The sequence below is a fragment of the Variovorax sp. genome (assembly GCF_035634955.1).
Taxonomy (GTDB): Bacteria; Pseudomonadota; Gammaproteobacteria; order Burkholderiales; family Burkholderiaceae_C; genus Variovorax.
Genome location: NZ_DASQBZ010000027.1, coordinates 1 through 24837 on the forward strand (window position 1 = coordinate 1; position 24837 = coordinate 24837).

At 65.3% G+C, this 24837-nt stretch carries 22 protein-coding genes and 1 pseudogene; 12 read left to right on the forward strand and 11 right to left on the reverse strand.

Annotation, left to right across the window (positions count from 1 at the left end; translation table 11 throughout):
- Both VES41_RS18145 and glf read right to left on the reverse strand, forming a co-directional pair.
- Window positions 1-186, reverse strand: a 186-nt coding sequence (locus VES41_RS18145) for a hypothetical protein (RefSeq protein ID WP_324819920.1), incomplete at its 3' end; no start/stop codon positions are given.
- A 2-nt stretch (window positions 187-188) separates the two neighbouring features.
- Window positions 189-1280, reverse strand: a complete 1092-nt coding sequence (gene glf / locus VES41_RS18150; protein ID WP_324819922.1) for a UDP-galactopyranose mutase — start codon at window positions 1278-1280, stop codon at window positions 189-191.
- 247 nt (window positions 1281-1527) lie between these two features.
- Here glf and glmU point away from each other — a divergent pair, with 247 nt between their 5' ends.
- Window positions 1528-2961 (forward strand): bifunctional UDP-N-acetylglucosamine diphosphorylase/glucosamine-1-phosphate N-acetyltransferase GlmU, encoded by a 1434-nt coding sequence (gene glmU / locus VES41_RS18155; protein ID WP_324819925.1) that lies wholly within the window; start codon window positions 1528-1530, stop codon window positions 2959-2961.
- Between the two features lie 19 nt (window positions 2962-2980).
- On the opposite strand, the gene VES41_RS18160 is transcribed toward glmU, so the two are convergent.
- A complete protein-coding gene (locus VES41_RS18160; protein ID WP_324819927.1) occupies window positions 2981-3463 on the reverse strand; it encodes an Lrp/AsnC family transcriptional regulator in 483 nt (160 codons plus the stop codon).
- A gap of 139 nt (window positions 3464-3602) precedes the next feature.
- On the opposite strand from VES41_RS18160, the gene glmS reads away from it, so the two are divergent.
- Window positions 3603-5489 (forward strand): glutamine--fructose-6-phosphate transaminase (isomerizing), encoded by a 1887-nt coding sequence (glmS, locus tag VES41_RS18165; RefSeq protein ID WP_324819929.1) that lies wholly within the window; start codon window positions 3603-3605, stop codon window positions 5487-5489.
- A gap of 53 nt (window positions 5490-5542) precedes the next feature.
- Here the strand turns inward: glmS and VES41_RS18170 are convergent, their stop codons facing one another.
- On the reverse strand, window positions 5543-5767 hold the full coding sequence (locus VES41_RS18170) for a hypothetical protein (protein ID WP_324819931.1): 225 nt from the start codon (window positions 5765-5767) through the stop codon (window positions 5543-5545).
- A 62-nt stretch (window positions 5768-5829) separates the two neighbouring features.
- Here VES41_RS18170 and VES41_RS18175 point away from each other — a divergent pair, with 62 nt between their 5' ends.
- The 4 genes from VES41_RS18175 to VES41_RS18190 all read left to right on the forward strand — a co-directional run bounded on the left by VES41_RS18175 (window position 5830) and on the right by VES41_RS18190 (window position 9316).
- Entirely contained in the window at window positions 5830-6663 is an 834-nt protein-coding gene (locus tag VES41_RS18175) for a penicillin-binding transpeptidase domain-containing protein (protein ID WP_324819933.1), read from the forward strand.
- A 462-nt stretch (window positions 6664-7125) separates the two neighbouring features.
- Window positions 7126-7551: a hypothetical protein gene (locus tag VES41_RS18180; RefSeq protein WP_324819935.1), complete on the forward strand. Its 426-nt coding sequence runs from the start codon at window positions 7126-7128 to the stop codon at window positions 7549-7551.
- A gap of 414 nt (window positions 7552-7965) precedes the next feature.
- Window positions 7966-8643, forward strand: a complete 678-nt coding sequence (locus VES41_RS18185) for an FAD/NAD(P)-binding protein (protein ID WP_324819937.1) — start codon at window positions 7966-7968, stop codon at window positions 8641-8643.
- A gap of 10 nt (window positions 8644-8653) precedes the next feature.
- Window positions 8654-9316: a MarC family protein gene (locus tag VES41_RS18190; protein ID WP_324819939.1), complete on the forward strand. Its 663-nt coding sequence runs from the start codon at window positions 8654-8656 to the stop codon at window positions 9314-9316.
- 68 nt (window positions 9317-9384) lie between these two features.
- Here the strand turns inward: VES41_RS18190 and VES41_RS18195 are convergent, their stop codons facing one another.
- A complete protein-coding gene (locus VES41_RS18195; RefSeq protein WP_324820397.1) occupies window positions 9385-10953 on the reverse strand; it encodes a TerC family protein in 1569 nt (522 codons plus the stop codon).
- 94 nt (window positions 10954-11047) lie between these two features.
- Complete coding sequence (locus VES41_RS18200; protein WP_324819941.1) at window positions 11048-11461, reverse strand: nuclear transport factor 2 family protein; 414 nt, start codon at window positions 11459-11461, stop codon at window positions 11048-11050.
- Between the two features lie 374 nt (window positions 11462-11835).
- Here VES41_RS18200 and VES41_RS18205 point away from each other — a divergent pair, with 374 nt between their 5' ends.
- From VES41_RS18205 to VES41_RS18215, 4 genes and pseudogenes are all read left to right on the forward strand, one after another.
- The gene (locus VES41_RS18205; protein ID WP_324819942.1) at window positions 11836-12111 is read left to right on the forward strand and encodes a transposase; all 276 of its coding nucleotides are present in this window, start codon (window positions 11836-11838) and stop codon (window positions 12109-12111) included.
- Between the two features lie 205 nt (window positions 12112-12316).
- Window positions 12317-12415, forward strand: coding sequence for an IS3 family transposase (locus VES41_RS18210; RefSeq protein ID WP_324819944.1), 99 nt, complete (start codon window positions 12317-12319; stop codon window positions 12413-12415).
- A gap of 23 nt (window positions 12416-12438) precedes the next feature.
- Window positions 12439-12672 carry a hypothetical protein gene (locus VES41_RS24250; RefSeq protein ID WP_414719178.1) on the forward strand — a complete coding sequence of 78 codons (234 nt, stop codon included), beginning with the start codon at window positions 12439-12441 and terminating at the stop codon, window positions 12670-12672.
- Window positions 12563-12862, forward strand: a pseudogene (locus tag VES41_RS18215) (DDE-type integrase/transposase/recombinase); the annotation flags it as partial. The gene VES41_RS24250 and the pseudogene VES41_RS18215, both read left to right, overlap by 110 nt.
- On the opposite strand, the gene VES41_RS18220 reads toward VES41_RS18215, so the two are convergent.
- A complete protein-coding gene (locus VES41_RS18220) occupies window positions 12805-13362 on the reverse strand; it encodes a DoxX family protein (RefSeq protein WP_324819946.1) in 558 nt (185 codons plus the stop codon). The pseudogene VES41_RS18215 and the gene VES41_RS18220 sit on opposite strands and share 58 nt — an antisense overlap.
- 87 nt (window positions 13363-13449) lie before the next feature.
- Window positions 13450-19473, reverse strand: coding sequence for a hypothetical protein (locus VES41_RS18225; RefSeq protein ID WP_324819948.1), 6024 nt, complete (start codon window positions 19471-19473; stop codon window positions 13450-13452).
- Window positions 19474-19693: 220 nt separating this feature from the next.
- On the opposite strand from VES41_RS18225, the gene VES41_RS18230 reads away from it, so the two are divergent.
- Window positions 19694-20767, forward strand: coding sequence for an AraC family transcriptional regulator (locus tag VES41_RS18230; protein WP_324819950.1), 1074 nt, complete (start codon window positions 19694-19696; stop codon window positions 20765-20767).
- A 333-nt stretch (window positions 20768-21100) separates the two neighbouring features.
- Here VES41_RS18230 and VES41_RS18235 read toward each other — a convergent pair whose 3' ends face one another.
- The 3 genes from VES41_RS18235 to VES41_RS18245 form a co-directional block, all read right to left on the reverse strand.
- On the reverse strand, window positions 21101-21613 hold the full coding sequence (locus VES41_RS18235) for a VOC family protein (protein WP_324819952.1): 513 nt from the start codon (window positions 21611-21613) through the stop codon (window positions 21101-21103).
- Window positions 21614-21723: 110 nt separating this feature from the next.
- Window positions 21724-22269 (reverse strand): hypothetical protein, encoded by a 546-nt coding sequence (locus VES41_RS18240; protein ID WP_324819954.1) that lies wholly within the window; start codon window positions 22267-22269, stop codon window positions 21724-21726.
- A gap of 238 nt (window positions 22270-22507) precedes the next feature.
- On the reverse strand, window positions 22508-23653 hold the full coding sequence (locus tag VES41_RS18245) for a helix-turn-helix domain-containing protein (protein WP_324819956.1): 1146 nt from the start codon (window positions 23651-23653) through the stop codon (window positions 22508-22510).
- Between the two features lie 181 nt (window positions 23654-23834).
- Between VES41_RS18245 and VES41_RS18250 the strand changes: the two genes are divergently transcribed.
- The gene (locus VES41_RS18250) at window positions 23835-24836 is read left to right on the forward strand and encodes a tripartite tricarboxylate transporter substrate binding protein (RefSeq protein WP_324819958.1); all 1002 of its coding nucleotides are present in this window, start codon (window positions 23835-23837) and stop codon (window positions 24834-24836) included.
- The last annotated feature ends 1 nt before the right edge of the window (window position 24837 follow it).

Consider the following 24837-nt stretch of genomic DNA (forward strand, 5'->3'; position numbering starts at 1 on the left):
GGCCTCGATGCGCACCGGCGGGTCCGACTCGCGCCTGAACGCCCGCTGTATCACCACCAGGTCGGCCGGCTTCGGCTCGGTGGTCATGGTGACCTCGTAGCCGCAGGATTCGTAGAACAGCATCAGGTTGATGACGACGTCGCCATCCTGGCTGTCCTGGTTGACGAGGACGCAGCGCTTTTGCATGGTCAGCGGCGTCCCAGGATGGTCTGGGCGGTGGTCAATGCAGCCGCTACCACCTGGTCCATGTTGTAGTAGCGGTATTGCGCCAGGCGCCCGACGAAGAAGACGTCCGCTTCCTTCTCGGCAAGGGCCGCGTATTTCTCGTAGAGCAGCTGGTTGTCCGGACGCGGGATCGGATAGAAAGGCTCGCCGTCCGCCTGCGGATGCTCGAACACCACCGAGCTGCCTTTGGCCACTTGGCCGGTCAGGTGCTTGAACTCGGTGATTCGTGTGTAGTCGTGGTCGTTGGGGTAGTTGACCGTGCCCACGGGCTGGGTCAATTCGGCGTCGGGGTAGTGCCGGTGCTCGAACCGCAGCGAGCGATAGGGCAGCGGACCATGGCGGTGGCCGAAATATTCGTCGATCGGCCCGGTGTAGACCAGCTTGCCGACCCGCTCGGCGGCGTCCAGCGACTTGAAATCGGTCTGCAGGCGCACGGTGATGTTCTCGTGGTCGAGCATGCGCCCGAACATCGAGGTGTAGCCGGCCGCCGGCATCACCTGGTACGTGTCGGTGAAATACCGGTCGTCGTCATTGGTGCGCGTGGGAATGCGCGCCGCCACGCCCGGCGCCAATTCGGAAAGTTCTATTCCCCATTGCTTGCGGGTATAGCCTTCGAAGAATTTGCTGCAAAGATCGGCGCCGACGCTATTGAGAACGACGTCGAGGCTGCTTTTTATTTCGCGGCTTTCCCGTCTCGCCTCGATGAATTCCTCGACCCCGGCTTCGTCCAGATCCAATTCATAGAGCTGGTTGATGGTGGTGCGGTTGATCGGGATCGGCAGGAGCTTTTCGCCCACCTTGGCCAGCACCCGGTGCTCGTAGAACCGCCAGTCGGTGAAGCGCGACAGCCAGCGCAGCACACGGGCGCTGTTGGTATGGAAGATGTGCGGGCCATATTGATGAATCAATACGCCGTGACGATCAACGCAATCGTAAGCATTGCCGCCAATATGGCTGCGTTTGTCGACAACCAGGACTTTGTATCCTGCGTCCGCCAATTCTCGCGCTACAACACTTCCGGCAAATCCTGCTCCGACAACGGTCGCCGCATCCATTTTGCCTTCCACGGGGTTGGTTATAGTAAATTAGTTTACAACAGGAAACGTTCGTTGCACGTACGCAAACAGCCATAGGCCAAGTGGCGGAAGGCCGGCGCCGGCCTCACACCAGGCGCAAGTAGCGTGCCGTAGTGCCGTTGCCCGGGCGTGACGGCGCCCTTTCGCGGGCGGGGTCGCCGGCGGCGTCCGCCCATAATCCGCTGCTGCCTCTGGTGCAGTTCCCCCAAGATTTCGAATGGCTCAAATGTCGCAAGAGAGAAACACGCAAGCCGGTGAAGACGCCGGTCCGGTCGACGTCGTGGTGATGGCCGCCGGCAAGGGCACCCGCATGAAAAGCAGCCTGCCCAAGGTGCTTCATCGCCTGGCGGGGCGCCCGCTCGTCACGCACGTGATCGACACCGCCCTCGGCCTGCAGCCGCGCCGCGTGGTCGTGGTCACCGGCCACGGCGCGCACGAGGTCGAGGAGACGCTGAACAACGCGGCGCCCGAGGGCGCGCCGCTGGCTTTCGTGCGGCAGGCGCTGCAACTGGGCACCGGCCATGCCGTGCAGCAGGCCGTGCCGCTGCTCGACGACGACGGAACGACGATCGTCCTGTCGGGCGACGTGCCGCTGATCGGGCAGGACACGCTGGCGGCGCTCGTGCGTGCCAGCGCCGGCCGCCGGCTGGCGCTGCTGACCATCGAGTTCGACGACCCCACCGGCTACGGCCGCATCCTGCGTGAAGGCGAAGGCGTCCAGGCCATCGTCGAGCACAAGGACGCCACGCCCGAGCAGCGCCTGGTGCGCGAGGTTTACAGCGGAATGATGGCGGTCCCGACCCGGCTGCTCAAGCCCTGGCTGGCACGCCTGGACAACAAGAACGCGCAGGGCGAGTACTACCTGACCGACATCGTGCGGCTGGCCACGCTGGACGAAGTGCCGGTGGTGGCCACGCGGATCGACGACACGCTGCAGGTGGCCGGCGTCAACGACCCGGCCCAGCTGGCCGCGCTCGAGCGCGCCTTCCAGCTGCGCCAGGCGCAGGCGCTCATGGCCCAGGGCGTGCGACTGGCCGACCCGTCGCGCTTCGACCTGCGCGGCACGCTGGCCTGCGCGGCCGACGTCGAGATCGACATCAATTGCGTGTTCGAGGGCGCCGTCTCGCTCGGCGCCGGCGTGCACATCGGCGCGCATTGCGTGATCGCCAATGCGCGCATCGAGGCCGGCGCGGTGATTCACCCGTTCACCCACATCGACGGCGAGAAGGCCGGCGTGACCGTGGGGCCGGCGGCCCTGGTCGGGCCGTTCGCGCGCCTGCGCCCCGGCGCCCGCCTGGGCGCCGAGGTGCACATCGGCAACTTCGTCGAGATCAAGAATGCCACGCTGGCCAACGGCGCCAAGGCCAATCACCTGGCCTACATCGGCGATGCCAGCGTGGGCGAGCGCGTCAACTACGGGGCCGGCAGCATCACCGCCAACTACGACGGCGCCAACAAGCACCGCACGGTGATCGGCGACGACGTGCACATCGGCAGCAACTGCGTGCTGGTGGCGCCCGTGACCATCGGCGCCGGCGGGACCGTCGGCGGCGGCTCCACCATCAACAAGAGCACCGAGCCCGGCGGCCTGGCCGTGGCGCGGGCGCGCCAGGCCTACTACCCGAACTGGACGCGGCCGGTGAAGAAGAAGCCGGGCTGAGCCGCCCGGGCGCCCGGCATCACGCCAGCGGCAGCCTCGGCTGGAACTTGGCGCGCTTGAGGCTGAAGAAAGACTTGACGTTGCGCACGTTGGCGTCGGCGGTGAACAGCCGCTGCGCCAGCGCGAGGTAGTCGGGCATGTCGCGCGCCCCGACGATGAGCACGAAATCCGGCCCGGGAGAGACGCGGTAGCACTGCTGCACCGCCGGGTCCGCGATCACCCGCGCTTCGAACGCCGAGAGCGAATCGGCGTCCTGCCGGTCCAGCGACACCTCGACGACTGCCTGCAGCCCGTGGCCGAGCAGCGCCGCGAGCCGGTCCGGCGACAGCAACGCCACTTCGCGCTCGATCACCCCAGCCTGACGCAGGCGCTGCACCCGCCTTAGGCAGGTGGGCGGAGAAACGTGCACCAGGGCCGCGAGCTGCTGGTTGGTGCGGGAAGCGTCTTCCTGCAGAGCCTGGAGCAGGCGCAGGTCGATTGCGTCGATTGACAGTTCTTCCATATGTGGATCGATTATGGAATAAATCACCATCAATGGCTGATTGGGAAATAATATTCCGACAACGTCTTATCAAAGAAAGCATTGTTCACCGGGGTCGGCCTAACATTCGCGCCACTTCACCGAACCGAGAGAACAAACCATGTGCGGCATCGTCGGCGCCACTTCCCATCGCAACATCGTCCCCATCCTGGTCCAGGGCCTGCAGCGGCTCGAATACCGGGGCTATGACTCCTGCGGCGTTGCGGTGCATGCGGGCGAACTGACGCGCACGCGCACCACCTCGCGCGTGGCCGACCTGCTGGCGCAGGTGGAGGAAGACCGGGTCCAGGGCCTGACCGGCATCGCGCACACACGCTGGGCCACCCATGGCGCGCCCGAAGTGCACAACGCGCATCCGCACTTCAGCCACGGCCCGGGTGAGGCGGTGGACGGCAGCAGCGCCAAGCCGGCGCGCATCGCCATCGTGCACAACGGCATCATCGAGAACCACGAGACGTTGCGCGCCGCACTGATCGCCCGCGGCTACGTGTTCTCCAGCCAGACCGACACCGAAGTCATCGGCCACCTGATCGACAGCCACTACGACGGAGATCTGTTCGAGGCGGTCAAGGCCACCGTGGCGCAGCTGCACGGCGCCTACGCCATCGCCGCCATCTGCCGCGACGAGCCGCACCGCGTGGTCGGAGCGCGCGCCGGCTCGCCGCTGATCCTGGGCGTGGGGGCCGCCGGCGACGAGAATTTCCTGGCCAGCGATGCAATGGCCCTGGCCGGCGTCACCGACCAGATCATCTACCTGGAAGAGGGCGACGTGGTCGACCTGCAGCCGGGCAAGTACTGGATCGTGGACCGCAATCACAAGAGCGTCTCGCGCCAGGTGCGCACCGTCCATGCGCACAGCGGTGCGGCCGAGCTCGGTCCCTATCGCCACTACATGCAAAAGGAGATCTTCGAGCAGCCGCGCGCCGTGGCCGACACGCTCGAAGGCATCGAGGGCGTTGTGCCCGAGCTGTTCGACGGCGTCGGCACCGATGGCGCGCCCGGCGCCAGCGCGCACCGGGTGTTCAAGGACATCGACAAGGTGCTGATCCTGGCCTGCGGCACCAGTTACTACAGCGGCTGCACCGCCAAGTACTGGCTCGAAGGCATCGCCAGGATCCCGACGCAGGTCGAGATCGCCAGCGAGTACCGCTACCGCGAATCGGTGCCGGACCCCAGGACGCTGGTGGTGACCATCTCGCAGTCCGGCGAGACGGCCGACACGCTGGCCGCCCTCAAGCACGCACGCTCTCTTGGCATGGAGCAGACGCTGACCATCTGCAATGTGTCCACCAGCGCCATGGTGCGCGAATGCAAGCTCGCCTACATCACCCGCGCCGGCACCGAGATCGGCGTGGCCTCGACCAAGGCATTCACCACGCAACTGGCCGGCCTGTTCCTGCTGACCCTGGCGCTCGCCCAGGCCAAGGGCCGGCTGACCGAAGAGGCGGAGGCGGCCTACCTCAGGCAGATGCGGCACCTGCCGGTGGCGCTGCAATCGGTGCTGGCGCTGGAGCCGCAGATCATCAGCTGGTCGGAAGACTTCGCGCGCAAGGAAAACGCCTTGTTCCTCGGCCGCGGGCTGCACTACCCGATCGCGCTCGAAGGCGCCCTCAAGCTCAAGGAAGTGACCTACATCCACGCCGAGGCCTATGCCGCCGGCGAACTCAAGCACGGGCCACTGGCGCTGGTCACCAGCGAGATGCCGGTCGTTACCGTCGCGCCCAACGACACCTTGCTGGAAAAGCTCAAGAGCAACCTGCAGGAAGTTCGCGCCCGCGGCGGCGTGCTCTACGTGCTGGCAGACGCCGACACCCGCATCGAGAGCAGCGAGGGCGTGCACGTCATCCGCATGCCGGAACACTACGGCGCCCTGAGCCCGCTGCTGCACGTGGTGCCGCTGCAGCTGCTGGCCTATCACACCGCATGCGCGCGGGGAACGGACGTGGACAAGCCTCGCAACCTGGCCAAGAGCGTGACGGTGGAGTAGGGGGAAGCGGGGCGTCGACATGTTGTCCGATGGGGTAGGGTCTGTCGGACTTGCTATAGGGCCCGTCTTGTGCTGCGGCGCAGCATGAGCTGTTGCAACTGCCGCTGTTCGGTGGGAACGGGCCTGACGACGTGCGCCGACCCGTCCGCGTCGCGTTTCAAAAATCCGTCGTTGAGGAACTCGACCCGGTAGTGATCCAGTCGCTTGCCGGCGGTCGATCGTGAGGGAATCAGTTCAGCGGCGGGATTCCTGGAAAAGTTGGCCAGGGTGCCTTTCATTACGCTTCATGGCATCGATTCAACCCTCGACACGCGCGCCTTGTACTGAAAACCTGAACTCCATGAAACGCAGACACTTCGTCTTGGCTGCTACTGCGGCCTCATCCCCGCCGGCAATCCTTCGAGCCCAAGGCAACACCGGTGCCGTCTCCGAGCGCACTGTCCGAATTCGCCCGGAATGGGCGCAGCTGTTCGAAGCAGCCGAGGTTCCTGGCACGTTGGTGGTGGTAGATGCGCGCGGCAGCGCGAGCACCACCTTCATTCACGACGCGTCGCGCGCGGAATTGCGGCTGTCGCCTGCATCCACCTACAAGATTGCGCACAGCCTCATCGCACTCGATGCGGGACTCGTTCGCGATGAGTTCCAGTCGTTCAAGTGGGATGGCGTCCAGCGCTCCATTCCAGCATGGAATCAGGACCAGACGCTCCGTTCGGCCGTACGCGATTCCGCGGTGTGGGTCTTCGAAGGCTTTGCACGCCAGCTCGGCACAGCGCGCGAAGAGGCCTACATGCGCAAGATCGGCTACGGCAACTGCCTGGCCACCGGCAAGAACCCCTTCTGGGTGGACGGCGATCTGGCGGTATCCGCCCAGGAGCAGATCACCATGCTGCGCGCGCTTTATCGCAACGAGTTGCCCTTTGCGGTGGCGCACCAGCGCCTGGTGAAGGACGTACTCGTCAATGAAGCGGGCAGCCACTGGATACTGCGCGCCAAGAGCGGGTGGAGCGGCAGCATCGGCTGGTGGGTGGGCTGGATGGAGTTCCCGGAAGGGGCGGTGTTCTTCGCGCTCAACATCGATACGCCGCGCCGCACAGGCGACCTGCCAAAACGCATGGACGTCGTGCGAGGCGCGTTGCGCAGCATCGGTGCCTGGCCCGCGGGTGCCACCACCTGATCGGTGGGCCATCCGGCGAGATCCAGTACACCGGCAGCTACAGCGAGCAAGGAGCGGGTGCGCTGGGGCTGAACGTCAACGGCAACAGCGACACCATGCTCTCCGCCTCGCCCATGCCGAGTACGGCGGGCAGTTCGGCAGCGGCTACCACTCCGACGAGGGTGTGCTGCGGGTGAACTACCTGTTCTGACGATCGCGGAATCGGTGGCATGCATGTCAGGGAGTGAGCGGAGATCGACCGGTGGATCATGTCGGCCGTTGCGCATGACACGCCAAGTCAAGAAGCGGGACGCATGGCCGACACGCACCGCGCATGGGTTCCTAGCATTGATCTGCATGAACACCTCATGGAGATCGCTCCGCATGAAGACACCGCGTCACCCCGACATGGCCGGCGCCACCGCCTGGCCGCCTCAGCGGGAACGCCTCATGGCCTACCACGAACCACGATAACCATCGAAGATGGAGATGAACATGCGACGCATTGGCGTGACTTACGTACTGCACCACATCGGCATTCCCATTGCAGAAATGCCATTGGGTGCCCGCTACGCGGCGAAGGCTGACATGTACACCACCGACGACCTTTCCGGCCCGCTACCGATCCAGTGGCATCGCTTCGGACCGGACTCGCCCTTGCACCCGTTGCTGCGGACGCAGCCCCATCTCGCCTACAAGGTCAGCAACCTGGCCTTGGCGATCGAAGGCCATGCGGTCATCCTTGGACCCTATACGCCGATCGACGACTACCAGGTGGCCGTTATCGACAACGCTGGTGTTCCGGTTGAACTCATCGAGACCAGTTTGCCGGACGAGGAGATCTGGGGGCGTGCAAGGAAGGGAATCAGAGCCAGCCTCTATGACACACCGCGCGAGGGTCGGCCTTGAATTCGTGCTTCATCGCAGGAAGCTTCCGGATCTGCGCGTCAACTCGCAGGACTTACTGGTCGCGAGATGCCCGGCTGAAGTGCGTGGCGCTCTTGAACCCATGGTCCTGCGCCACCACCGGCTGACCCCGGCTCGCCCAAGCGACTGTCGCCCTCCTGGCAGCGGCGCTCCAGCCTTCGTCGCAGAACAGGCGGACCGTACCGAGGCGCTTTCGCAGAATGCAGGTCAATTGTCACTTGACGTTCAAGAGAACCCATTAGGCAAACGTTGCCGGATGTAGTTGGCCGCGGTCCGCCTCGCGATGGGACGAATCGAACGGAACTGGTACGCACGGAGAACTCATCCGAACCCCCGCAACCTAGCATTCAGGTACACCCGGAAGCGCCTTCGCGTCGTCGGGCCAAGGAGATGCTTATGCCACCCCTGACTGCTCGCCGCCGTGGCGGCAAGAACCCTTCCCACATCGCCATCATCGGCGCCGGCATCGCCGGCTTGGCCACCGCGCACTGCATGCGGCAACGCGGATTCGAAGGGAGACTTTCGATCTTCGACAAGGGTCGCGAGCCTGGCGGACGCCTATGGTCCGGACGGCCCGGTTGCGATCTGCTCGTCGTGGAATACGGGGCAGGCCGCCTTCACGCCGGGCGGCATGGGCGGCTCGTGACACTTTGCGAGGAGTTGCAGTTGCCGATGGTGCCGTTCGACTACCCCGTGCAATTCACATCGGATCATTCCGGGACCGACCCGGCGCCGGGCGAACTCCTTGAAGAACACATGGACCAGCGCGTGCCCACGGGCCTGCAGGCGCCGCTCCTGCGGTGGAACTTCTGGGAGCACGGCATCAGCTTTTTCAGGCGAGCTGCCGAGACGTCGTCCGCGGCGCAGTTCGCACAGGTCGCGCCCGGCGTCCTGATCTGCTCTGACATCCATACCAAGCACCCGGGCTGGGTCGAAGGATCCCTGATCAGAGCCGAAGCGACAGCGACACAGCTGCTCTCCACGCAGTCGGCGGGCCGCGCGAATCGGCGAGACATGCGCTACGAAGACGCCGCCCCTTCAACTGGAATGCGGCGGCCGCAATGGGCACATTGACAATCCCGACATGGCCGCTGATCTGCATTCCCTCGTACACCTGATCTTCATCAGTGTGGTTGCCTTGTTCCCGGTGATCAACCCGGTCGGAACCGCATTCGTGGTGATGCCCTACCTGTCGCAACTGGACAGCATTGGAAAGGCTCGTGCGGTGCGCCTGATCACCTTTTATGCGTTTTGCGTCTGCACGGTCACGCTGTTGCTCGGGCACTGGATCCTGAGCCTCTTCGGTCTGTCGATCCCGGTGGTGCAGCTGGCCGGAGGCATCATCATCTGCCGCTCGGGTTGGCAGCTGTTGGGTGCGGGCAATGAGCCGCGCAGGGAGAGCGCAGCTGGAACGGACACTTCCCAACTGGCGATCGAGGATCAGCTGTTCTTCCCTCTCACGTTTCCTCTGACCGCAGGTGCAGGTACGGTCTCCGTGCTGCTGACCCTGAGCGCGCATGCTGCGAACGCCGACGTCGGCGCGCAGTTGCTGAACATGGGTGCCATCGAGGTCGCGGTCGTCTGCATGTGCGCGCTGGTCTATTTCTTCTACAGCAACACGCAGCGCATCCAGCGCTATCTCGGGACGCGGGGCGAAGCAATCTTCAATCGGTTGATCGCGTTCTTCATCTTCTGCGTCGGCCTTCAGATCGCCACGACGGGCGCGAAGGTCCTGTTCACTAGCTGATGGCGTGGCGGGTTGCGGCCAAGTCCCTGTGGCTTCCGCCAGCGTCATGACGCCTGTGCCCAAATCGCTCAGGCTTGATCCTCCTGGGTGGCCAGGTCGCGCGAGATCCGGCGAACCGATACCGACTTGATGCGCTGCCCGTCCGAGTCAGCGATCGTGAACTCCAGATCGTCATGTGACCAACGCTCGCCGTTCCCGGGTTGGTGCCCCAGCTTTGCGAGCAGCAGTCCGGCCATGGAGACGTAGCTGTCGTCGTCGCTTGCGAGGTCATGGGTCTGCAAGGTCTGCTCCAGCAGACGCAGGTCTGCCGTTCCGGCGACGGTCCACTGGTTCCGGCCGGTCGCCTGGACTTCGAGCGTCTCGTCCTCGTCGGGAAACTCGCCTGCGATGGCTTCCAGAACATCGATGGGCGTGACCACGCCCCTGAGCGCGCCGTGCTCGTCGTGGACAAGCACCAGTTGGCCCCGCGCGGTTCGCAAGATGTCGATGACACGAATGGCGGGCGTCGACTCGGCAACGTAGAGCGGAGGACGCAGGTGCTTCACATCGTCGACTCTGCCGTTGTGCATGATCGCCGCCAGCAGGTCCTTGGCTCGTGCCGTGCCCACGACGTTGTCGAGCGAGCCGCGACACACAGGAAATATGCCGTGCGGCGTGTCCAGCAACTGCGCTCGGATGTCCCCGGGTGCGTCGTCGAGGTCCACCCACGAAATGTCGGAGCGCAGGGTCATGATGGAGCGCACATTGCGCTCGGCCAGCGTGAGGACGCCGCTCACCATGTTGCGCTCCTCGACCGCGAACACCTGCGCCTCTTCCTGCACGCCAGGCGGCTCGTGCCCTGGCACCGGTTCGCCCCGACCACGACCTCCGAGCAAGCGGATGATGGATTCCGCCGTGCGCTCGCGCAACGGTCGACGCGCCTGTGCCTTCACGTCGTTTCGGTGCGCCCATTGATTGAAGGACTCGATGAGAATCGAGAAGCCCATCGCGGCATAGAGGTAGCCCTTCGGCAGGTGAAAGCCAAGACCCTCGGCGACCAGGCTCAGGCCGATCATGAGCAGGAAGCTCAGGCACAGCACGACGACAGTGGGATGCGCGTTGACAAAGCGCGTCAAGGGCCTGGATGCCAGCAACATCACGCCGACGGAGATCACCACCGCGGCCATCATGACCGGCAGTTGGTCGACCATGCCCACGGCCGTGACGACCGCGTCGAGCGAAAAGACCGCGTCCAGTACGACGATCTGCGCGACCACCACCGAAAAGCTCGCGTAGGCCCCCGTAGCCGCGGCGCTGCGCGAGACGCCCTCCAGCCGCTCGTGCAACTCGGAGGTCGCCTTGAACAGCAGGAAGAGACCACCGAAGAGCAGGATCAGATCCCTTCCGGAAAAGGCGAAGGTACCGAGGCTGAACAGGGGTGTCGTCAGCGTGACCAGCCAGGAGACGACCGACAACAGCGCCAGGCGCATGAAGAGGGCGAGACCGAGCCCCAGCACCCTGGCCTTGTCTCGCTGACGCGGAGGCAGCTTCTCGGCCAGGATGGCGATGAAGATGAGGTTGTCGATGCCGAGAACGATCTCGAGGACGATCAAGGTGAGCAGACCCACCCAGGCAGAGGGATCGGAAAGCAGTTCGATCATCGGGACGGATTCGGAGGACGAAGATGGAAGGCCGGCGACAAGGGCGGGAGACGCGGGACGGCGGGAACCATGCCGGGCATGCGAGACCGAACTACCCCTGGTTCTCGTCGAACAACCTCTGGATCAAGGCGGAGTCGAGATAGGCCCGCACCTGTACGATCTTGTCGTTCTCGATGCGCACGACCCAGCAGTAGCGGTTGTCGAAGCGCATCCCGTTCGCCGCGGTGGCCATCGATTGCATCTCGACGGTCGCCAGCGTGCCGTCGGTCATCACGTTGACGACGCGCAGTTGCGTGCCCCCACGAAGGACCTTCGTGATCCTGGCAAAGGTCGCCGCGATGAACTCGCTCCTGGAGCGGTAGTGACCCGCAAGCGGATGGGTTCCGTGAACGGTCCAGTCCACGTCTTCCGCGACATGCGTGAAGAAGGACTCATAGCCGTGTTCCAGCTGCGCGAAGAGTGCCCTCACCGATTCGGCGGTGATGGCGGTGACGGTGCGGTCCATGAGGGCACTTTCAAAAGGTTCGTGATGGAGGCTATCGTAGGCAGCGGTACGCCTGAACAGTGCCCTGTGCGTCCCATTCCTGGACGCGGTGTGTCACGTCACGAGCAGCGGCCGGACGGCGATCCCTGTGGACCGCATCACCCAGGCTGTTCCCTAGCGTTCGAGGCATGGATCAACACTCTCCTCGAATGCCCATGAACTTACTACTTCGTGTGCACGCGCTGCGCTTCACAAGATCTCGCCTCGACGGTGCTCCTGCAGCATCCTCACCGCTCGCTCATGCACCTCCGGTGAGAACTTGCTCGAATTGCTCATGTTGAGCCTCCTCAACAATGAACTGACTGCCAGAAGTTGGACAAGCTTCAAGGGGTCTCATGAAGAAGTACACAACGGAGTTCAAGCTCGAAGTCGTCCAGGGATTCATGGCGGGCGAACGTGGCGCCAAGCTGCTGGCTCGGCAGTGGTCGGTGCCCGAGGAGAAGATCCGCACCTGGGTCAGCCACTACCGTCTGCATGGACTCGATGGATTGCGTCCCAAGCGCAGCGCGTACAGTGCGCAATTCAAGCTGCAGGTCCTAGCCTATCAGGACCGTGAACTTCGAGCCGCCAAGTGGCGGCGGTACACGCCCGCAATCCCAACCAGGTCGTAGTCTGGCGACGCAATCTTGACCAAGGCGGCGTGGAGGCTCTCGGAAGCGGGAAGCAAGAGCGTTCCAACATGAACCCAGAACGACAGCGCCCAGCGCCGCCAAGCGTGGCCAGCACCGATTCGGCCCAGGCCCTGCGAGAAGAGAACGAGCGACCGCGCGCGGAGGTCGCGTACCAGCGACCGAGCGTGCCAACCGGAGGAGCGCCATGGAAGCGAGGATCTGCGCCATCTACGACGAGCACAAGGGCCGCTACGGCTACAGACGGATCACGGCGGCGCTGTCCAGTTCGCTGGAGTGCCGGTAAACCACAAGTGCGTGCAGCGCCTGATGCAAAAGATGGGGCTACGTGCGTTGCTCCGGGCGAAGAAGCGTTCCCGGCATGTCCCTGGCGTGAGCGACGAGCACGTGCCAAACGTTTTGCAGCGCGACTTCAGCGCGACCGCGCCCAACCAGAAGTTGGTCGACCGACGTCACCGAGTTCAATGTGAATGGCCGCAAGCTCTATCTGTCGGCCTGCATGGACCTCTACAACGGCGAGATCATCGTGCACCGCATGTCTAGACGCCCGCTCTTCCAGCTGGCTTCCAGCACGCTCAAGGCAGCGCTTTCGCGGATCAGATCTGCCGCCGAACTGATCGTCCACTCGGACCAGGGCTGGCGCGGTGCTGGCGCCTCATTCGCCAGTCTGCGCCGCTATTGGCTAGAGGCTGTCAAAGGGACTAAGCGACGCATCTCCGGCGAACGCAGATAGAGAGAAACCCATGAAGCGATGCCGAGGGCGAGGCTGACCGCTTGCGCGGGCGATACGAAGTCCCCAAGACGAACGTGTGCGCATATCGCTCCCCCCAAAAATGCAGTGCTAAGGATCGCGCCGAGCACGCTGGTTTTGGGAATGGCATATAGGACCGCGGAAACTATTGCAATCAAGCCAATGGCGGACGACAGATGGGGGGCAAATCCTGTTTCTTTCATGGCCCCCGCCACAAGGTGCGGCACAAAGAGATTGATGCCACCGTCCGCTAGTAGGATGAGAACCACGACGGCCGCAAGGACGCGCCCCGACCACAAGGCAGGCGCCGAGGGGGCAGCAAGTTTCGATGTTTTAGTTGAGTTCATTTTGGTGATTTTTCGGTTGGTCCAGACAAGGCGACCGATGCCTGGCCAAGTGCGACACGGGCTTCTTTGGCTGTGCAGCATGCTTGTGGTCGACTGTCTGAAATCTATTGCCTCGCCGCAAGCGGTGGCGTGCATCAGTGCACGTGCGCGTCTGGGAGGATGATCTGAGCTTTCATTGTTTCAATCAGAAGTCCTGCCACATTGCTTGGCGGTTCCGGGCTGTCAGAACTTATAAGTCGCCTTGAGCGCCGCCGTGTTCGAGCGGAAGTGATCGGCGAACTCGCCCGTGTATTCCAGCCGCACGTTCACCCGGTCGCTGGCGCTGAGGTCTAGGCCCGCCGTAGTCTTGATGCGGTTACTTGGAATGTCGCTGCTCACATGGAACGAGCTGCCGCCAGGCGCGCTGTCGGCGAACTGAAAGTCTGCGCCCAGGTTGCCCTGATTGTAGAAAGTGGCGCCCACGCCAGCGTAGGCCTGAAGCGTCATGCCGCCGCTCAGGTTGAAACGGGTGCCGGCTTCGAGCATGGGCGAGGCACCGAGCACGTTGGTGTTCGATCCGGCGGCGCGCAGATTCAGCGGGCCCGCGCCCTGCTCGGTGTAGCCGCCAGACTCGATGTGCGTGGCATGCAGGTCGACGTACGGCTTGAGGTACCAGGTGTCGTACGCGAGCTGCCGACTGATGCGCGAATGGATGCCCACGTGGCTCACGTCGTACGACGCGGTGGCGGTGCCGCCCATGCCTGGAAATTGGATCGATCGGGTGGAGTCATAGGACATCTGCCCGGCGGTGATCGCGCCGGACACCAGCCAGTCGCCCATCTGGTGCTTGGCCACCAGGCCAGCAGTCCAGCCGTTGCCGCTCACCGTGTCGTTGACCGTCTTAGTGTCCAGGCTGCTGTCGTCGGCCGAGACCGAGGCACCGACGAACCAGTCGGGTGCCACTTCCTTCTGGCCGCCCAGCTGGAACACCTGGCTGCTCTGGTGGTAGCCCACGCTGTCGCCCGAGGTCCCGTGATCGGTGCCGTTGGCGATGGCGCGGCCCCACACGCAGTCGTGCTCGCGCTGGAACAGGCCGCCATCCTCAAAGCGCGGGCAGCTGTTCATGCGCTCCACGAAGGCGTTGCTGGCCGCCAGGTGCGCAACGCTGGCCGCGCCCGAGCTTTCGTTGCTCAAGTTGGAAAGCGCGTTGATGTAGGCGGCGCCATTGCCGATCGTTGCGAAGCCGGCATAGGTCTGTGCGAGCGATTCGGTGATGGTGCCGTTCGAGCCGCCCCACCAAGCGTCGAGGGAGCTGGCAAGGTTCGCAAGGTTGATGTTGGTTGTATAGGCCGTCGCCTGCTTGTAGAAAGTGGTCTCCAGCGGCGTCACCTGCACCACCTGCACGCTCGGGCGCACGATCCCGTAGCTGAACAGGAAATTGTTGCCCGGGTCCGTGACGCCGATGTACTGCGGGCTGGAGATGAGGCCGCCTTGCATGATAGTGACTGCACCAGGGGCCAGCAGTTGCGGCCTGACCAGCACCGTGGTGCCGTTCTGGAGCGCGCCGGTGCTCACCTCCAGCACCGACGCCTGCTTGTTGTAGAAGTCCACGGAGCTTTGCAACTGGCCGTAGTTCACGAAGTTCCCGTTGATCGTGCTGGTGCCCAGCGCGTTGCCGTTGGCTCCGTTGATATTCAGCGTGCCATTGTTGGTCACCGACTGTGCGGTGCTGGAGCTTCCGGTGCTCCAATAGCCGTTGTTGGTCATCGTTCCGTGAGCGGCGCCCAGCTGCACGTCGCCGTTGATCGTGCCCCCTGCGTTGTTGGTCACCACTGCAAAGGAGTCGGGGGCCGAGACGGCCGTGCCGCCCAGCGCGTTGATGGTGCCGCCGTTGACGACCGAGCCATCGCCGTTGTTGTTGGCGCCGGTGAATACGATGGCCGGCGCGCTGACATTGCCTGTGATCGTGCCGGAGTTGTAGATGGCGACCTGGGAGTTGTAGCCCTGTCCCGCCGAGTTCGTGTAGATGGCGCTCGATCCTTGACCGGTCGCCTGGATGGTGCCGGTGTTTTCGATCTTGATGGACCCCGCAGCGCCGTCGCCGCCAGCTGAACCCATCAGGGTACCGCTGGCTGTAGACCACAAGCCGCCTCCGCCGCCAACGCTCTGCGCAAAAATCGCAGGGGCATTGGAGCCGGACGTGCTCACTGAACCGGCCACCGAGATGTCGATGTCACCGCCGGCGCCATACCGCTGCGAGCCGTTGCCTTTGGATGCTTGTTCGAATGCGATCGGCGACGAGATGCCGGACGGGCCCACGGAAAGCACGCCGCCACCGCCCACGCTTTGCGCGAGCACGCCGATGGCGCCCGCGTTCGTAGTGGTGATCGTGCCGCCCACGGAAACGTTGACGGCGCCGCCGTCACCGCCCATGTAGGCGCCTTTGGCAAATGGCTGGACATTGCTCCCAGAAGTGATGCCCATGACCCAGCCACCGCCGCCACCGATGCTCTGCGCCAGGATGCCATGCGCATCCATCCCCGCCGTATAGATGCTGCTCGCAGCGCTGGTATTGACGGTGACCGCGCCGCCGCTGCCGCAGGCGTTAAGGAGGTAGCCATTGGCGACTGCGCAGGTGGTGGCATTTTGATTCTCGATGATGCTGTTGCTGCCGACGGTGACCGAATTCAACAGCCCCTTGGAATCGGCATAGCTGATGGCGCCGGAGGAGTTCCCGTTGTTGCCCGTCGTCTGCATGACGATCACGTTGCCGCCACCGCCGCCCACGCTCTGGGCGACGATGCCGACGGCTTCATTGCCCCATGTATTGATGGCAGCGTTGAGGGCCGAGGAAGTGTTGTTGACAGTGACGGGCCCGCCATTTCCGGTGCTGGCGTTGTTGCCGGCCAGCGTGATGTCGATGGCTGAGCCGGCGATCCCCAGGAAATTGCTGGCAGTGATCGTTGCCTCTCCTCCGCCAGCGCCCACGCTTTGAGCAAACACGCCAAAGCTGGCATCGCCCTGCGTGCCAATGTTGCCGCTGTTGGTCACGGTGACCGCGCCTCCGTCGCCGGTGTTGATTGCATTTCCACCAATGGTCATTCGTGCTTGGGCGTTGTTTCCGGAAGTCACCTGGAACTGGTTCACCGCGGTTGCGCCGACGATGCCGCCCCCCGCGCCAATGCTTTGCGCTGCGATGCCAGGGGAGGCGGGGCCAAAGGTCTGGATGGCGAAATTGTTAGTCGCGTTCACGGCGCCGCCGTCGCCCTGGGTGGCGTCGCCCCCAGTCGAATCGCCACTGCTGCCGCCGCCCAGATAGGTCTCCATGGCGATGTTGCCGCCCGTGAAATCAGGCAGCGTGCCGGAAGAATTGGCGGCCGCGTAGCTCAGGTAGTCCTGGCCCCAGCGTTCCATCTGCTGAAGGCTGGACAGTTGCCATCCGTTGGCCCCGAAGGCGGTCACTCCGCTAGATGGGGTGATCAAGCCCTTGAGTGCCGCACTGGTGGACAGGAAGTTGGACAGGGAACTGGTGCTGGAGTTGGCCGTAGGCAGCCCGGCCGTCGTGGCCTGACCTGCCTTGCCGCCACCGCCGCCCACCGATTGGGCCAGGATGCCGGCGGCATCACCGCCGAAGGTGACGACAGTGGCACTGTTGGTGACGTTGACGGTGCCGCCCGTGCCGCTGGCACCGTTCGCGGTGCTGCCGGCCACGACGAGTTTCTCGCTGATCTTGCCGCTCGAGCCGCTGGCCGTGGTGCCGCTGCCGACGCCGCCGCCGCCTCCCACGCTCTGCGCAAAGATGCCGTTCGCGCCGTCGCCCATGGTCATGATGTTGCCTTCGTTCGTGACGGTCACGGTGCCACCGGCCGACCCGCCGCCTCCGACGCCACCCACGCTGACGGTCGAAGTGCCGCCGGATGTCGGGCCTTGGCCGAGGAACTTGGTGCTGCCCGTGCCGAGGCCGCCCGAGCCACCCCCGCCGGCGACGCTCTGCGCAAGGATTCCGTTGGCGCTGTTCCCCAACGTCCAGATGAGCGCATTGGCGCTGTTGTCGACGGCCACCGAGCCGGCGTTGCCACCTTCTCCGCCGGAGCCGCCGAGTGCGAGGGTCATCTTGATGGACGTTCCCTTGCCGGCGCTGGCGCCCACCGACAATGCATCGGAGTCACCACCGTTGCCGCCGCCACCCGCGATGCTTTGGGCGAGGATGCCGTGCGCGGCGGCCCCGGCCGTCACGATCGCGCCGCTATTGGAGGCCGTCACATTGCCACTGTTGCCGCCGCTGCCGCCTTGGCCGCCGATGCTGGCGTTGATGATGACGGAGGGGGCGGCCTGGGTGGCCGCGAACTGGAATGCGTCGGAAGTGCTCATGCCTCCATTGCCACCACCGCCAGACACGCTCTGCGTGAGAAGGCCCCATGCGTCCGAGCCGTTGGTGAGAATCTCGCCGCCGTTGGTGCCCACCACATCGCCGGCGTTGCCGCCGGAGCCTCCGCTGCCGCCGACCGACACGTTGACATTCAACTGCGCACTTGCCGTCAGTGCCATCGCCGAGCCACCGTCGCCGCCGCCGCCGCCCACTGCTTGAGCCACCACGCCCTTGGCATGCGCACCCGCGGTGCTCACGATGCCCTCGTTGACGACCGACACCTGGGTGATGCCAGGCGTGCCCGCATCGCCACCCGTGCCACCCGTGCCGCCGACGGTGTAAGTGAACGGGCCGAGCACCGTGTTGGTGGCAGAGCCCCCGGCGCCGCCACCGCCGCCAATGCTCTGCGCCACCAGCCCGCTGGAATGCTCGCCCTGGGTGGAGATGACGAAACCCGCCTGTGCCGGCGTGGTGGAATCGGCCGCCGCGCCGTTGTTCAGGTAGACGGGGCCCGCCTCGCCTCCACTTTCGCCATTGCCGCCCAGCGCGACGCCGGCCAGGATGGAGCCTGTCGCCACCGCGCCGCCCGCGCCGCCGCCGCCGCCGATGCTCTGCGCCACCACGCCCATCGAGTCATCGCCCGCGGTCGCGATGAGCGAGGTGGGCCAGCCCACGCTTTGGGGTTCGGCCATGTTGACGACCACGGTGTTCCCATTGCCGCCCACGCCGCCGTTGCCCCCCTTGGTGTAGAAGATGCTACCGGCACTCGAGCCGGTACCGCCCGCGCCGCCCACGCTCTGCGCCAGCACGCCCGCGGCGGCATAGCCGCTCGTCGAGATATTGGTATTGCCCAGCTCCAGGGTGACGGTGCCGCCATCGCCCGCGTTGCCGCCTTTGCCCGCCTTGGAGACGCTGCCGTCGCCCAGGCCCCCGGCGCCGCCGACGCCACCCAGGCTCTGCGCCTGGATGCCGGCGGCCATCAACGCCGCCTGCGCAGTGTTGCCCTGCGCATCAATCGGGATCGTTGCGCCCGTGGCCGCCGTTGGCGCGCCAGTGGCCGTGATAGTGGGCGTGGCGAGCGCCGTGCCTGTGCTGATCGTGATGTTGCCGCCGTTGCCCCCCACGCCACCGGCGCCTCCATAGCCTTCACCGATGTCGGAGGTGGCCAGGTACCCGTCTCCGCCCTGGCCACCCTGACTGACGGCCACGATGCCGGCCCCGGCGGAAGTGACGCCGCCCAGGCCCAGTGTGTAGTTGATGTTGCCGCCCGTGCCCCCCGTGCCTCCGCTCGGCCCGACCTGCTTGCCGCCGCCCTGGGCGCCATCCGTGGCCAGCGGCTCGGCCGCGTCGCCGCCATTGGCAGTCATCAGCACGGCGGTCGTGCCGGGTGTGTTGCCTGCCCAGCCGTTGGTGCTGGTGACGTAGCCGTTCTGGATCATCTGGACGCCGGCACTGTTGCCGCCCGAGCCAGGGCTGCCCGGCATGCCTAGCTCGGCGGCCATCTTGCCGGCCGTCCCGCCGGCCCCGCCGTTGCTGGTGAGCATGACTGCTCCGGCCGCCGTGGTGCCGCTGTAGACACCAGAGGACTGGATCAGGTTGAGCGAGACCGCGCCCGCTGCGCCGCCATCGCCGCCACCGCCTGTGGGGTCGCCACCATCGGAGCCCGTGCCCCCAGCGCCGCCGGTGCTCGACAACTCGATCGCGGGATTGGCGCTGTTGTCGCCATAGATGTTGTCCACGCCGGTGGTCACGGAAAAGTTCTGGCCTTGGCCGCCGGCCTGTCCGCTGCCCAGGGCAGGCGTCGAGCCGACATTGGTGAGCACCAGCGGCGGGGTGTTCGCCTGGGCACGGGCGAGGTCCGGGAACATCGCCACCGCGCTGCAGGTGGCCGTCGCCACGGAGAAGGCGAGTACCCGGCACAGCGGGCGAAGTGGCGTTGTCGGTACGCGAGTCGAGCGATTGGGGACGAGGGTGCAGCGGGAGTTCATGACGGATCACAGGTCGGTGAATACAGGCCTTGAACGATAGAAGTTGCGTGGTCTCGCCGGTACACTGTGCGTCCGGATCGTTGGCACCTAGTCCAAGATTCGGTCCATGCCCCACCATCGAGGAGCACCCATGTCAGGCCAGGAAGATGAGCTTGTTCTGACCGATTGCAGTTCGATCAGTCACAACGGGCGCGGAAGCATCCGCGACGAAGTGCAGCACGTGCTCGGGGAGAATTTCGGCTTCGAAAGCACAAGCGATTCACGTGGCGAACTCTTCGAGGGTCGCGGGCACCTGGTTGGCGGCATGGCGCTCATGGTGCGAAACCACACGCCGCATGCCCTGGTGCGGGGACGCGAGCACATTCGCGCCACCCAGCTGGATCACTACGGCGTGCTGATGTCCACCACTTGCGGCGGCATCGATCTGGACTTCGATGGCCGGCAGATGCGCGTGGACCAAGGACAGCCCGTCCTCGTCGACTTGGCGCGTGTCGGAGTTGGGCACTACGGCGCAGGGCGCGACATCTGCCTGTTCCTGCCGCGCAATGCCCTCGACGCCTTGCTGCCCCGCGCCTTCGACCTGCATGGCGTGACGCTGGGCGGCGCCGCCGGCGAGATCTTCGCGCAGTACTTGCTCAGCCTGGCGAGCAACGCGCAGGCCATGCGCCAGCGCGATGGCGGGCATGCGACCTCTGCCACCTTGCACCTGCTGGCCGCCGCGCTGGCACCGTCTTTTGAGAGCTTGGGTCTGGCTCGCGACACCCTTGATCAGGCCCTGCATCGCAAGGCGCAGCGCATCATCGAGGCGAACCTTGGCAATGCGGACCTTGGCGCCGCCGAGCTGTGCGCGGAGTTAGGCGTATCTCGGTCAGGCATCTATAGGGTCTTCGAGCCGTATGGTGGCATCAAGGCGTACATCAACGAGCGGCGCCTCGTTCACTGCCATGCCGTCATCGCTGGCGCGACGCAACGCATTTACATGGCGCAGCTCGCGGACCGCTTTGGATTTCGCAACGGCGCGGAATTCAGCCGGGCCTTTCGCCGGTACTTCGGGTATGCGCCCAGTGATGTGCATGGGCAGCCGGCGTTGTCTGAAGCGACAGGCACGAAAGCAATCGATTCAACGATCCAAAGCCCTTCCATCCAACACACCGCCTCTACCTGGTTTGCTCAGACACGTCAATGGTCGCCGAGCCGACGCTGAGCAACGAGAAGCGCTAGTTCGTGCGGCCCGGAAGCATGGCCCGCGCCGCTCTCGCGGTAGGCGCTCTGCGCTAGTCCATAGACAACAGCTCATCCACCTGCCTGCACTGACGGCAGCGAGGCAATTCGGCACGCCCGGTGCTCAGTCCAGACGGCATACCTCTTCGAAGTCGAGGCGCGGATGCCGGTCGAAGAGCCCTGGCCGCCAGAATGAAATAGCCAGCCTGCAGGGTCCCGTTGCGCCAGCGTGGCGTCGGCGACGGGCCGCGGCAGCCAGCCGTTGTGCGACCTGGCCGCGCGAAGGAGCGTTCCGCTGACCAAGACCCCGATCAAGTCATGATGGTTGCTCGGTGGTTTTGTGCATGCGCACCCAACCCGCGAGCACCGCTGGCGCATCGGCTTCGAAATCCTTCAAGCGCTCCGGCGCGCAGATCGGCGTGGTCAGTTCCAGCCGATGTCCCGAGGGGTCCGCAAAGTAGATCGACAGGACAAACCCATCGTGGTCGACCGGGCCCACCACAGGGATGCCCAGGTGCTCCAGTTCGGCCTTGGCCTGGTGCAGCACGTCCGGGCTGCCAACCTGGAATGCAAAGTGCTGGATCCACGCTGGCGAGGCCATGTCCTTGATTTCGCCAGGCGCGGTCGGGCACTCGAAGAACGCGATGCTGCTGCCGTCCTCCATCTCGAAGAAGATGTGGATGTGCGGGCAGTACTGCCCAGTCGAGGGCACGATGTCCTGCGTGATCGCGTGGGAGAACTTCAGGCCCAGCACGCCGGTGTAGAAATCGGTGGTGGCCTGTGCGTTGCTGCAGCGGAAGGCAGCGTGGTGGAGTTTCTTGCAAAGCATGCGGGGAGCTTAGTTTTTGGGCTTGCGCCGCAGTTGGCCCACCGTCCCATCTGTGTGCAGCGCGTTTCGCCGCGAGGTCGCTTCGGGCCGGGCGCAACGGCCTCTCATGCTCAGAACGGATCGAGAATGGCCGCGGCGACCGGTGTGCCTTGCGGTCCGCGTGCGTCGGGTGCCAGGGGTGTGCCAAGAAACTGGATCTGCCAGCGTTCGCCAAAGGCTTTGAGGGCATCGGCGGCCATGTCGTCAGGCAAGACGTCGCCATTGTGCGCAAAGACGTGCGCCAGCTCGCTGAAAAAGGCCGTTGCATCAAGGCAAGGGTGTACGACAACCTGTTGCCTCGCCCCGGTGCCCGTCACGTTGACGCAGGCCCGCACGGCACCGCCGGGCACGCAGACGACGTCGCCGCGGCGCGCCAGGAAGCGCTCACCGTCGACTTCGAACAGATACCGACCCGTCACGATCTGCACGATCTCGCCTTCAGCGCGCCGCCACAAGGGCATGCCACCGCCAGTCGCATACAGCAGCTCGACGATGGCCGGCGTGCCGCCCGCGCTCGGGGGCGTGCGAATGCGCACCGACATGCCCAGGAGCGGGATGCGGATTACCGATTCCGTGCGCGCCGGACGCGACGGACTGAGGAGGCCGCGTGGATTCAAGACAGGCACCTTTTCTCGACATGAATGAGAGGCCGTGGGGTACGTTGATGCTAGGAAGCGCGCGCGGATCGGGGTGTTCCGCCTGTCCCGGTTCATGTCCGGGCGTCCCGTGGCCGCAGGAACGCTAGCCCAGGTCGACGCCATCTGCGGCCACCGACGCGCAAGTCCGCTGGCGGCCCAAGCCTGGCCCCCTGCATCCTTCGGTCGGATCGCCAAAGCCCACCGTGGGCCCGTCCAGTCAGTGCATCAATCCGCCGAGCCACTGGTCCAGCCGGTTCGGCGCTGCGGCGGCCGGGCGTCTCGCCTGGGCCTCGCGGACGACTTCGCGGGCGCTGTACCCATATTGCGCACGGAAGGCCTTGCTGAAGTGGGCTGCGCTCTTGAAGCCGTGCTGCTCGGCCAGATCGGCAATGGAGCGGGTAAGGGCGCTGGCGCCCAGCAACTCATGCACGCGTGCAAGGCGGCGTTCCTTGATGAACTGCGACACGCCGCCCAGCGGTTCGAACAGGCGGTAGAGCGTCGAGCGCGCGACGCGCAATTGCGCGCACAGCATGGCGGCGCCCAGTTCCTCTTCCTTCAGGTTCATTTCGATGAAGCGGCGCGCCCGGCGCAGGAGGATGTGTTCAACCGCGGCCCGCGATGCTTCCAGGTTGACAGGAGTGGCCGCGATCGACGCGGCCAGCAGGTTGACCGTGGCGCGCGACAGCGAAGGAATTTCCGGCAGGGTGGCTTCGGGCAGGCGCGCTTCCAGGGTGACCAGATGCTCGGCCAGCAGATTCGCGCAGGCGTTGTCCGGCGACAGGCCATGCAGGTCGATGGGATGCGGCAGCGCGTCGTCGAGTTCGCTGCGCGGCACAAACAGCGCCAGGCTTGCGCTGCACGATTCGTTGCTCTCGGCACGCGCCATGTCGGTGATGACAAAGCGCCCCGGTGTCAGGCTGGTGCGCCGGCCTTCGGCGTCGCAATCGAATCGCCCTTCACGCAGCAGGATGACGCGGTAGTGGTCGAACTGGTCGGCCCGGATGTTCCGTTCGCGGCGGGTGCGCACCTGCGTCGGCCCAAATCTGCCGCTGCTGAACATCAGGCGGTCCATGTTCCACATGTGCGCCTCGGCGTGGAAAGGCACGGCGCCGGCGCCTTCATCCACGTTCAGTTCCCAGCTTCGTGACAGGCAGTCCCGCCAGAGGGCGAGGGCATCCCCGGGCGCGTGCTCGGCCGACTGGAAGCGGAACTGCGGAACGCGCTGGGCGTGGGGGGAGCAATCTGGCAAGTCCATCTTGAAATCTACCAAGGGGTCGCCACCCAGAAGGGAGCCGGCGACTGGGCATCGGGAAGGAGCAGTTGGCGGGTATCCCGCACTATCGGTCCGGCCCGTCCTGGGCACTGCTCGGGGATGGCGGTACTGTATGGATTTCGTGTCGCGCCGTGTGTGCGTAGCGTTCCAGTTCTTGTCATTCCGTCCCAGGCCGGGCCGCGCTGGCGGGCCATCGGGCCTGGAATATGCGAGCTATCGGACCTGCATTCCCGTGGTGGAAATGCCGTCCGCGCGTACGAGAGGGTTCAAGATGCGCCACTTCGCCGTATCCCGGTTCCTGTCAGGGTTGCTCTCGGTTTGCTTGCTGGCGGCGGCAGGCCTTGGCGGGCCCGCCTGCGCCCAGCAAGCGGCCGGGCCGGTGACGCTCATCGTTCCTTTTCCCCCGGGTGGCGTATCCGACGTGCTGGCGCGTGCGCTGGCGCCCGGGTTGGGCCAGACCATGGGGCGCGTCGTCGTGGTCGAAAACCTGACGGGGGCCAGCGGCTCCATCGCAGCAGACCGATTTCTTGGCAGCAGCGGAAATGCATCGCAGCTTCTGGTCGGCTCGCCAACCGAGACGATCCTCGCGCCGCTCACGATCAAGGCGGTGAAGTACCGGCCGGAAGTCTTCCGCATGCTGGCCACGCTGTACGAGGCGCCGCTTGCGCTGTATGCGCGCAAGGACTTGCCGGCCTCGTCGGTCGACGAACTCGCGGCCCTTTCGCAACGCACCGGGGCCAACCCCCTGAACTATGGCAGCCCGGGCACGGGCTCTCTCTATCATGTGGTGACGGAGAACCTGCGCAAGCTCAGCGGCATCGCGGCGGCGCACATTCCCTACCGCGGTGGCGCACCGCTGATGCAGGATTTGATGAGCGGCACCATCGATTTCACGATGCTGCCGGTCGACAACGTGGTGGGGTCTCTGGTCGACAGCGGGAAGATCAAGGTACTGGGGGTGTCAGGCGCCTATCGGGTGGCGCGCTACCCGCAGGCCCCCGCCCTGGATGAAAGCCGGAGCGCGCGCGGCCTGGGTCATCCGGCGGCGTGGGTCGGCGTCTTTGTTGCGCAAAGCCTGCCGGAAGCCGAGGCCGCCCGGCTGTACGAGGCGGTAAGCGCCACCTTGCACCAGACCGAGACGCGCCGCTTGCTCGAGGCCACTGGCGGCACCGTGCCCGAACCTGCGGGCCTGCAGGCGACGCAAGACTTCTATGCCGGTGAGATTTCCGTGCTGCAGGAGATGGTGCGGGTGGCCGGGGTGAAGCCCGAGTAGG